We start from the raw sequence: 8406 nt of genomic DNA, 5'->3' as shown, positions 1-8406 counted from the left end.
TATAAGGTATTTAAGGCTAAGGGTGTAAAATACATATATAACGTAATGATTTATATAAATAATATTAAAAATAGTGGATCAGCATTGTACGTGGTTAAGATCAGATCCTTATCTACTTGCAGATCAGCTTTTTACTAAGCGAATATTTACAATCTAAGTTACGCACAGGTTAAGCACTGAGTTACTCACAAATACCTACCTGTAGATCATATTTTTACTAAGTAAATTATAAAGTTATGCACTAAGCAATAGTGATAATGCATGGTTTAATTAGTATAGATCTGATCTGTAGTAAGTACAGATCAGATCTATGCTAACTCGAACTAAGCTTATCCACAGGGGGTTAAGATTTTTATATAATTTGTCGTGTAAAATATAAAAAAAAACACTTTGTAATGGACAAAATTATTATTTAGTTAGTAAAAATTTGGCTTATCAACACTCAGTTAGTAAAAATGTGATCTGAAAACGCTTGTTTTAAGTTTTCCTTAGTAAAATACTGATCTGAGCATTTTATTTGAAGTCAGATCACTTTTATACTAACTTAAACATTTAACTTTTGTGGCTTTATGTGTTGTTATTAGCTGTCACAATAAAAACGGAAATAAAAACCATGAGCCGAAAGGTCAACATCTCGGTAGATAACTTGCCCGATACACTTAGGGGCCAAATTCACGGGGTGGAAAGTGCGATCGATAACGAAAGCCTAGCACTATTTACAGATAATAAAGATGTGCGAATTTCGATAGAAAATGCAGCCCATGGGTTACGCGCTTACTCTAACACATTTAACCATTATGATCTGTGGGGACGTTTTGTTCGCTCAGGCCACAAAAAACTGCCACTTGAAGAAGCCCCTAAAAAAACCATCATTACGCGTAAGATATCTGAAAAAGTAGATGGTATTTTATATGATGGCGAAATAAAAATAACACCGGCTGTGGTCAGTACTCGTAAAGATGGCGAAGATGTAGAATATTTAGTGTGGCCATCAGATAGAGAAGAAAAAGTAGAGCGCGCATTAATTCGCCTAGCTTCAAAAGGTAAAATTGTAAAAATTAATTTTAAGTCCGGTATTCAATATGCCGTTGTGTTTTCTATGAACGAATTAGCACAAGAGCTTAAAGCGGTTGGCCAATCTATGCCATATCCGCAAATTAAAGAGTCGCTTGAAGCATTGCAAGGTTCTAAACTTTCTTTTAAATATTCTGCAACGGATACTAAAAATTCTGATATTGATGATTCGTTTTACGAGTCTAATATGAACTTTTTATCGTCTTTGCACTTTAGTGGTAAGAAAGGCCAAGGCGGAAATGTAAAATGTGTTGCGTGTTTAAATGCATTTGTACACAACATGATTGATAACCTTGAATACAAAGGTTATTACTTTAACAGTGCACAAGAATTAAAACGCGGATTATCGCGTTGGATGATGCTACGTTTATATCATTTATGGCGTTATGCAGCACCAGGAAAAACCTACCATTTTAGATTACTTTCTATTATGGAAAAATATGGCTCTATTTACTCAACGGATGATATTACCGAAAATAAATTAAAAGCACTGCGTCGTGATATGACAACCACGATGAAAGATTTAATTGAAAAAGGAGCAATATCTGAATACAGCATTACCAATGTTAAAGATGATAAAACCGGCAACATAGTCGATTACACTTATGAAATGCATCCGTCTGATCAATTTTGTGATGAGATATTGGCATTAAATAAACACAATAAGCGTATTGAAATACAAGGCGGTAAACGCATTGTTGAAAATGCGGTATTGATTGATGAAGATAAGCTGGAAGAAATTGTAGAAAAGTAATTCTATTTATTTTTACCAACAAATATATTAAAGGCCACATTATGTGGCCTTTTTAACATAATTTATTTAGTTACTTGTTCTAAATATAATCGGTCCACTAGAAAATCATATTCGCGTTTTCGGGGATGCGATAAGGGTTTTTGGTAACTCGGTAGTTCGCCAAATTTTACGTCGGGCTGTGGGTTAATTAGTATAAAAGGTAAAGCAGCACTAACATGATAGCGATTTTGTGCAGTGTACCTCACATTAACTTGAGGACTAACTCGAGTAGGGCGCCTAATTCGCAATTTTTCTTTTTCACCCAAACTGGCTACTCGAACCTGTTCTTGTGCAACCAGTGACTGCCATTTTTGCTGATCAATCATTCGCGGGTTTTTATAGCCTGCCGATTTTTCTAACATTTCAAGCGCCATTTTTTTTGTAAGTGTTTTGGTTGCGTGTTTATGCATCCAAGTAAAGCGAACAGAAAAAGGGGATTCAATTTCACTATGAATTTTACGATACGCCGCAAGCGTTATTAAATTTGGCATTGCATTATGCACCGCTTCAAATCGCGCGTCGTTATTATCTATTGCTAAAATACAATTTTTAAAAGCTGCTTTTGCACTATTTACCTGTGCTATGCGATCAATAATGGCTTGTTTATTCGCCTCTTTTATTACTAGCAAACCAGGGTGTCGCTTTAATACTCGGCTGCTTAGCCCTGGCTTTTTATACATATCTGAGAAAGCATTTAAAATTGCCTTATGTGCCAATTCCCCTGTTATTTTTGAAACGCTTATAGACTCAGGAATTATATTTTCTTCAGTACTACTAATCTCAGGTAATTGAAAATACTCTGCTTTAGCAAAGCCAACCCCTTTAAGCTCATCAATTAAGCTAAGTGTTAATTCATTGAGTAAATCAAACTGACTTCTTATTTGTACCTTTGTAACCATTAGCTACCTACCTAGAACACATCTTACTTATATACTATTCTCGCAAACAACCCTTTCTTTTGATATTTATTTCTTTAAATAACATGCTTTAGCTAAGATTTACAGTAATTTTAATTAAGTATGATGTGTTCTTTATGGTTTTTTAAGTACTTTTGCTTCATATACTTTAAAGGAAATAATAGAAGGGCTGAGTTAAGGCACTGAGCTTTGTATGAAGCGTTAGCATAAATATTTAAAAACGCATAATTGAGTAGCATTCTTTTTTAAAACCACCCGTAAAGTTAAGATTACATAAGTGCTAATTAAGTATGATGTGTTCCTATTACTATCTGTGTCACCATCGCTTAGCTGTTAAGCTTCTACTCAAGCCATTATAATGCACACTCTACCTACTTAGATTATTGTTTTTAAATGTTTATTTATTTTTGCTTTATAAACTTGCTCATCAAAAGTAACTCAAAATAGGCTCTTAAATCTTATTAAAATTTAACTAATAACTAAATAATTGGTAAATAGTGTATTTAGTCCTTGAACAAAGCACACTGCATACGTTAATTTCATTACATCAGGTAATAGGAATGAGGAATGAACATGCAATCGTGGAACCCAAATAGCTGGAGAGAACTGCCAATACTGCAGCAACCACAGTACCCAGATCAAGACGTATTAAAGTCGGTAGAAAGCCAGTTGAAAAGTGCACCGCCTTTAGTATTTGCCGAAGAAACAAGAAGTTTATTTAAACAACTTGAAGACGTATGCGAAGGCCGTGCCTTTTTACTTCAAGGTGGAGATTGTGCAGAATCGTTTAGCGACTTTAATGCCGCTAATATTCGCGATACATTTAAAACCATCTTACAAATGGCTGTAGTATTAACCTATGGTGGAAAGTGCCCGGTTGTTAAAATTGCACGTATGGCAGGTCAATACGCTAAGCCACGTTCAGCCGACTTAGAAACAATAGACGGCGTTTCGTTGCCATCTTACCGTGGTGATATAGTAAATAACTTTGAGTTTACTGAAGAAGCACGTATTCCAGACCCTCAACGTTTAATGACGGCATATCATCACAGTGCGGCAACGCTAAATTTGCTACGCGCTTTTGCACAAGGTGGACTTGCCGACTTACATCAAGTTAACCGTTGGAACATGGGCTTTGTTGCTGCTAATCCACAAAAAGCAAAATACCAACAACTTGCAGACAAAATTCAAGACGCGTTAGAATTTATGGAAGTGTGTGGTATTAATTCAACTATAGCGCCAAGCTTAAAAGAAACTGATTTATACACGTCACACGAAGCGTTATTACTAGGCTACGAAGAAGCATTAACACGTAGAGACCATTTATCAGGTGACTGGTACGATTGTTCAGCACACTTTGTTTGGATTGGTGAACGTACTCGCCAGCTAGACCATGCCCATATTGAATTTTTTAAAGGTATTAAAAACCCAATTGGCGTTAAAGTTGGACCAGGTATGGATCCAGACGAGCTTATCCGTTTAATCGATGCGCTTAACCCGGATAATATCCCAGGCCGATTAACACTTATCACGCGAATGGGTGCGGATGTATTACCAGAGAAGTTACCTGCGCTGGTGCGTAAAGTACAGCAAGAAGGTCGCAAAGTAATTTGGAGCTCAGATCCAATGCATGGCAATACTGAAAAAGCCAGCTCAGGTTATAAAACTCGCAGCTTTGATAACATTATGCGCGAAATTAGTCAGTTCTTCGCTGTTCACAAAGCTGAAGGCTCATACGCAGGTGGTGTTCATTTAGAAATGACCGGACAACACGTTACTGAATGTACCGGTGGTGCATACGGTTTATCAGATGATGACTTAGCGCAGCGTTACAAAACTCAATGTGACCCTCGCTTAAATGCCGATCAAGTATTAGAGCTTGGCTTTTTAGTTGCAGACCTTTTAAAAGATGCTCGCAAGTAATACTCTCCTAATAAGTTAAAAGCCGCTATTATTTAGCGGCTTTTTTGTGTGCTGTGTGTCATTACATGCTTAAATCACACATTAGTTTGTTAGTACTTACGACGCTCAAGGCCTGTATCAGAAATGATTTTTGCTGAAATTTCTTCAACTGAATGGTGAGTTGAATTTAAATGTGCAATTTTATGTTTTTTATACAGCATTTCAACTTCGCGCACTTCAATACGACACTGCCTGATTGATGCGTATTTTGAATTTGCCATGCGCCTGTCTCTTATTGCAGCCAAACGCTCTGGATCAATAGTTAAGCCAAACAGTTTATGCTTATAAGGCACTAAGCATTTTGGTAAACCTTCGCTTTCTAAGTCGTCTTCGGTGATCGGGTAATTGGCTGCTTTAATGCCATACTGCAAAGCTAAATAAAGACTGGTGGGTGTTTTACCACTTCGACTAACGCCAACTAAAATAATATCAGCCTCCGCAAAGTTTTTAATGTTGCCACCATCATCATTCATCAACGCGTAATTAACGGCATCAATTCTAAAATCATAACTTTTTTCATGAATAGAGTGTGTTCTGTGTACTTTTGGTACTGGCGCTACATTTAATTCTTTTTCAATTTTTTCACTATAGGTACTTAAAAAATCGTATGAAACTGCATCCGCTGAGCGAATAATCTCAGACAGCTTATGATTCACAAAAGTAAAAAACACCAAAGGCTTTTCACCTTGCTTAGATGACGTGGCGTTAATAAGCGCTTTTATTTCATGCGCTTTTTCTTCAGTTTCTACAAAAGGGATTGTTTTATGATTAAATTCGACAGGGAATAAAGATAAAGTCGCATGACCAAACACTTCAGATGTGATTGCTGTGCCATCTGAAATATAAAACGCAGTTCTCATAAAGCCTCTTTTTATTACATTTAATTTTAAAATCAGTGTATCACGGTTTACGTGGGGACGTTTGCCAGTGTAGAATGGTGGCGACCTTTATAAAAGGTTTTCTTTCTTAACTCTCACAGTTACTACTACAATTTGTTTTTTGGAGAAAGATCCGTGCAAGAATACGTTCTCTGGTATCAAGAGCTTGGTATGCAAGATGTTCCTCGAGTTGGCGGTAAAAATGCGTCACTTGGTGAAATGATTTCAAACTTAGCTAACGCAGGTGTGCAAGTCCCAGGTGGTTTTGCTACTACCTCAGACGCTTTTAACGAGTTTTTAGAACAATCAGGACTCAACGCAAAAATTCATGACATTTTAGATACACTCGATGTTGATGATGTAAACACACTCGCCAAAGTCGGCGCCGATATCCGCCAGTGGATTATCGATACCCCATTCCAACCTAGTCTAGACAAAGCAATCCGCGACGCATACAGCCAGCTACATGGCGACACAACTGCAGATGTTTCATTCGCTGTTCGTTCATCAGCAACCGCTGAAGATATGCCAGATGCCTCTTTTGCAGGCCAACAAGAAACGTTTTTAAACGTTGTTGGTATTGATTCTGTAATGACAGCCATCAAACACGTATTCGCTTCGTTATTTAATGACCGTGCAATTTCTTATCGTGTTCACCAAGGCTACGATCACCGTGGTGTTGCCTTATCAGCAGGTATTCAACGCATGGTTCGCTCAGATAAATCAGCATCAGGCGTTATGTTTAGTATTGATACTGAATCTGGTTTTGAAGATGTTGTATTTATTACATCAAGCTATGGTTTGGGTGAAATGGTTGTACAGGGTGCGGTAAATCCTGATGAATTTTATGTTCATAAACCAACGCTGCTTAAAAACAAGCCATCAGTAGTTCGTCGTAATATTGGCTCTAAAGCCATTCAAATGATTTACTCTCAAGACAAAGCCCACGGCAAACAAGTAGAAATTGTTGATGTAGATCCAGCACTTTCAAACAAATTCTCGATTACAGATGAAGAAGTGCAAAACCTTGCCAAACAAGCTGTAATCATTGAAAAACATTACGGTCGTCCAATGGACATCGAATGGGCAAAAGATGGTAACGATGGCAAACTATATATAGTTCAGGCGCGTCCAGAAACAGTTCGTTCAAACGAAGACACTAACGTAATGGAACGCTTCCAACTTAATGGCAGCAGCAATGTTGTTGTTGAAGGCCGTGCAATTGGTCATAAAATTGGTAGTGGTGTTGTGCGTGTACTTGATTCAATCAAAGAGATGGACCAAGTACAAGTAGGTGACATTTTAGTTACCGACATGACCGACCCAGATTGGGAACCTATCATGAAACGCGCGGCTGCGATTGTTACAAATCGTGGTGGTCGTACATGTCATGCTGCAATTATTGCACGTGAGTTAGGTATTCCAGCCGTTGTTGGTTGTGGTAATGCAACAGACTTAATTAAAGCAGGTCAAGAAGTTACCGTATCATGTGCCGAAGGCGATACAGGTTTCATCTACGAAGGTATTTTAGACTTTGAAGTGTTAACTTCACGCGTAGACGAAATGCCTGAACTGCCAATGAAAGTAATGATGAACGTAGGTAACCCAGATCGCGCATTCGATTTTGCTCGTTTACCACATTCAGGTGTTGGCCTTGCGCGCGTTGAGTTTATCATCAACCGTATGATTGGTGTTCACCCTAAAGCGTTATTAAATTTTGATGCACAAACTGATGCATTAAAAGCAGAAATTACTGACATGATTGCCGGTTACGAATCACCTGTTGAATTCTATATTGGCAAACTTGTTGAAGGTATTTCTACCCTAGGTTGTGCGTTTGCTCCAGAGCGTGTAATTGTGCGTATGTCTGATTTTAAATCAAACGAATACGCAAACTTAGTGGGCGGCCAGCAATACGAGCCAGAAGAAGAAAACCCAATGATTGGTTTCCGTGGTGCTGCGCGTTATATTTCTGAAGATTTCCGTGATTGTTTTGCCCTTGAGTGTGAAGCAATAAAACGTGTTAGAAATACCATGGATATGACTAACATCGAAATCATGATCCCATTCGTACGTACCCTTGAAGAAGGTAAACGCGTTATTGAATTACTTGAAGAGCATGGCCTTAAACGTGGCGAAAATGGTCTTAAAGTAATTATGATGTGTGAACTTCCGTCAAATGCATTAATGGCTGAAGAATTTTTAGAATACTTCGATGGTTTCTCTATCGGCTCTAATGATTTAACTCAGTTAACGCTTGGTCTTGACCGTGATTCAGGTTTAATTGCGCACTTATTTGATGAGCGCGACCCTGCAATCAAAAAACTTCTTTCTATGGCTATTAAAACAGCAAAAGAAAAAGGTAAGTACGTAGGTATTTGTGGTCAAGGTCCTTCAGATCATGAAGATTTTGCTGCATGGTTAGTAGAGCAGGGCATTGATTCTGTCTCGCTTAACCCAGATACAGTACTAGAAACATGGTTATACTTAGCTGATAAACTCGCTAAATAAATTACCTTGTTAAAAAAATGCCAGCATCTGCTGGCATTTTTTATGGCTTAAAATGTGTGTTTTGCTAATTTTTTATCTAAATAAGCACATGAACGAGTAAGCGCTTTTTGACACCACGCTAAATAACCTCTCGCTTTTGGGTAATACATAGAAAAGCACAGTAAACCTGCAATAAAAAATATTAACGAGGGTCCAGGTACTACGGCAAATAGTAGTCCTAATAAAATAAACAGTGTCCCGCTGATCTGTATAAGTAGTTTTTTCATATAAA

6 protein-coding genes are annotated in these 8406 nt (G+C 37.7%); 3 read left to right on the top strand and 3 right to left on the bottom strand.

Annotation, left to right across the window (positions count from 1 at the left end; translation table 11 throughout):
• The first annotated feature begins 613 nt into the window (after positions 1 to 613).
• The gene (locus PTET_RS18925; protein WP_013463357.1) at positions 614 to 1828 is read left to right on the top strand and encodes a hypothetical protein; all 1215 of its coding nucleotides are present in this window, start codon (positions 614 to 616) and stop codon (positions 1826 to 1828) included.
• Between the two features lie 62 nt (positions 1829 to 1890).
• On the opposite strand, the gene PTET_RS18920 is transcribed toward PTET_RS18925, so the two are convergent.
• On the bottom strand, positions 1891 to 2766 hold the full coding sequence (locus PTET_RS18920) for a DNA replication terminus site-binding protein (protein ID WP_013463356.1): 876 nt from the start codon (positions 2764 to 2766) through the stop codon (positions 1891 to 1893).
• 591 nt (positions 2767 to 3357) lie between these two features.
• Here PTET_RS18920 and PTET_RS18915 point away from each other — a divergent pair.
• Positions 3358 to 4707, top strand: a complete 1350-nt coding sequence (locus tag PTET_RS18915) for a class II 3-deoxy-7-phosphoheptulonate synthase (RefSeq protein ID WP_024602472.1) — start codon at positions 3358 to 3360, stop codon at positions 4705 to 4707.
• An 89-nt stretch (positions 4708 to 4796) separates the two neighbouring features.
• Here the strand turns inward: PTET_RS18915 and ppsR are convergent, their stop codons facing one another.
• Positions 4797 to 5606, bottom strand: coding sequence for a posphoenolpyruvate synthetase regulatory kinase/phosphorylase PpsR (gene ppsR / locus PTET_RS18910; protein ID WP_008464475.1), 810 nt, complete (start codon positions 5604 to 5606; stop codon positions 4797 to 4799).
• Between the two features lie 153 nt (positions 5607 to 5759).
• Here ppsR and ppsA point away from each other — a divergent pair, with 153 nt between their 5' ends.
• The gene (gene ppsA, locus PTET_RS18905) at positions 5760 to 8135 is read left to right on the top strand and encodes a phosphoenolpyruvate synthase (protein ID WP_016898933.1); all 2376 of its coding nucleotides are present in this window, start codon (positions 5760 to 5762) and stop codon (positions 8133 to 8135) included.
• Between the two features lie 47 nt (positions 8136 to 8182).
• On the opposite strand, the gene PTET_RS18900 is transcribed toward ppsA, so the two are convergent.
• Positions 8183 to 8401: a PGPGW domain-containing protein gene (locus tag PTET_RS18900; protein ID WP_013463352.1), complete on the bottom strand. Its 219-nt coding sequence runs from the start codon at positions 8399 to 8401 to the stop codon at positions 8183 to 8185.
• Between the last annotated feature and the right edge of the window lie 5 nt (positions 8402 to 8406).

It is taken from the genome of Pseudoalteromonas tetraodonis (assembly GCF_002310835.1).
Taxonomy (GTDB): domain Bacteria; phylum Pseudomonadota; class Gammaproteobacteria; order Enterobacterales; family Alteromonadaceae; genus Pseudoalteromonas; species Pseudoalteromonas tetraodonis.
The sequence above is the reverse complement of the archived record's forward strand: the minus strand, read 5'-3'. Positions and strand labels throughout refer to the sequence as shown.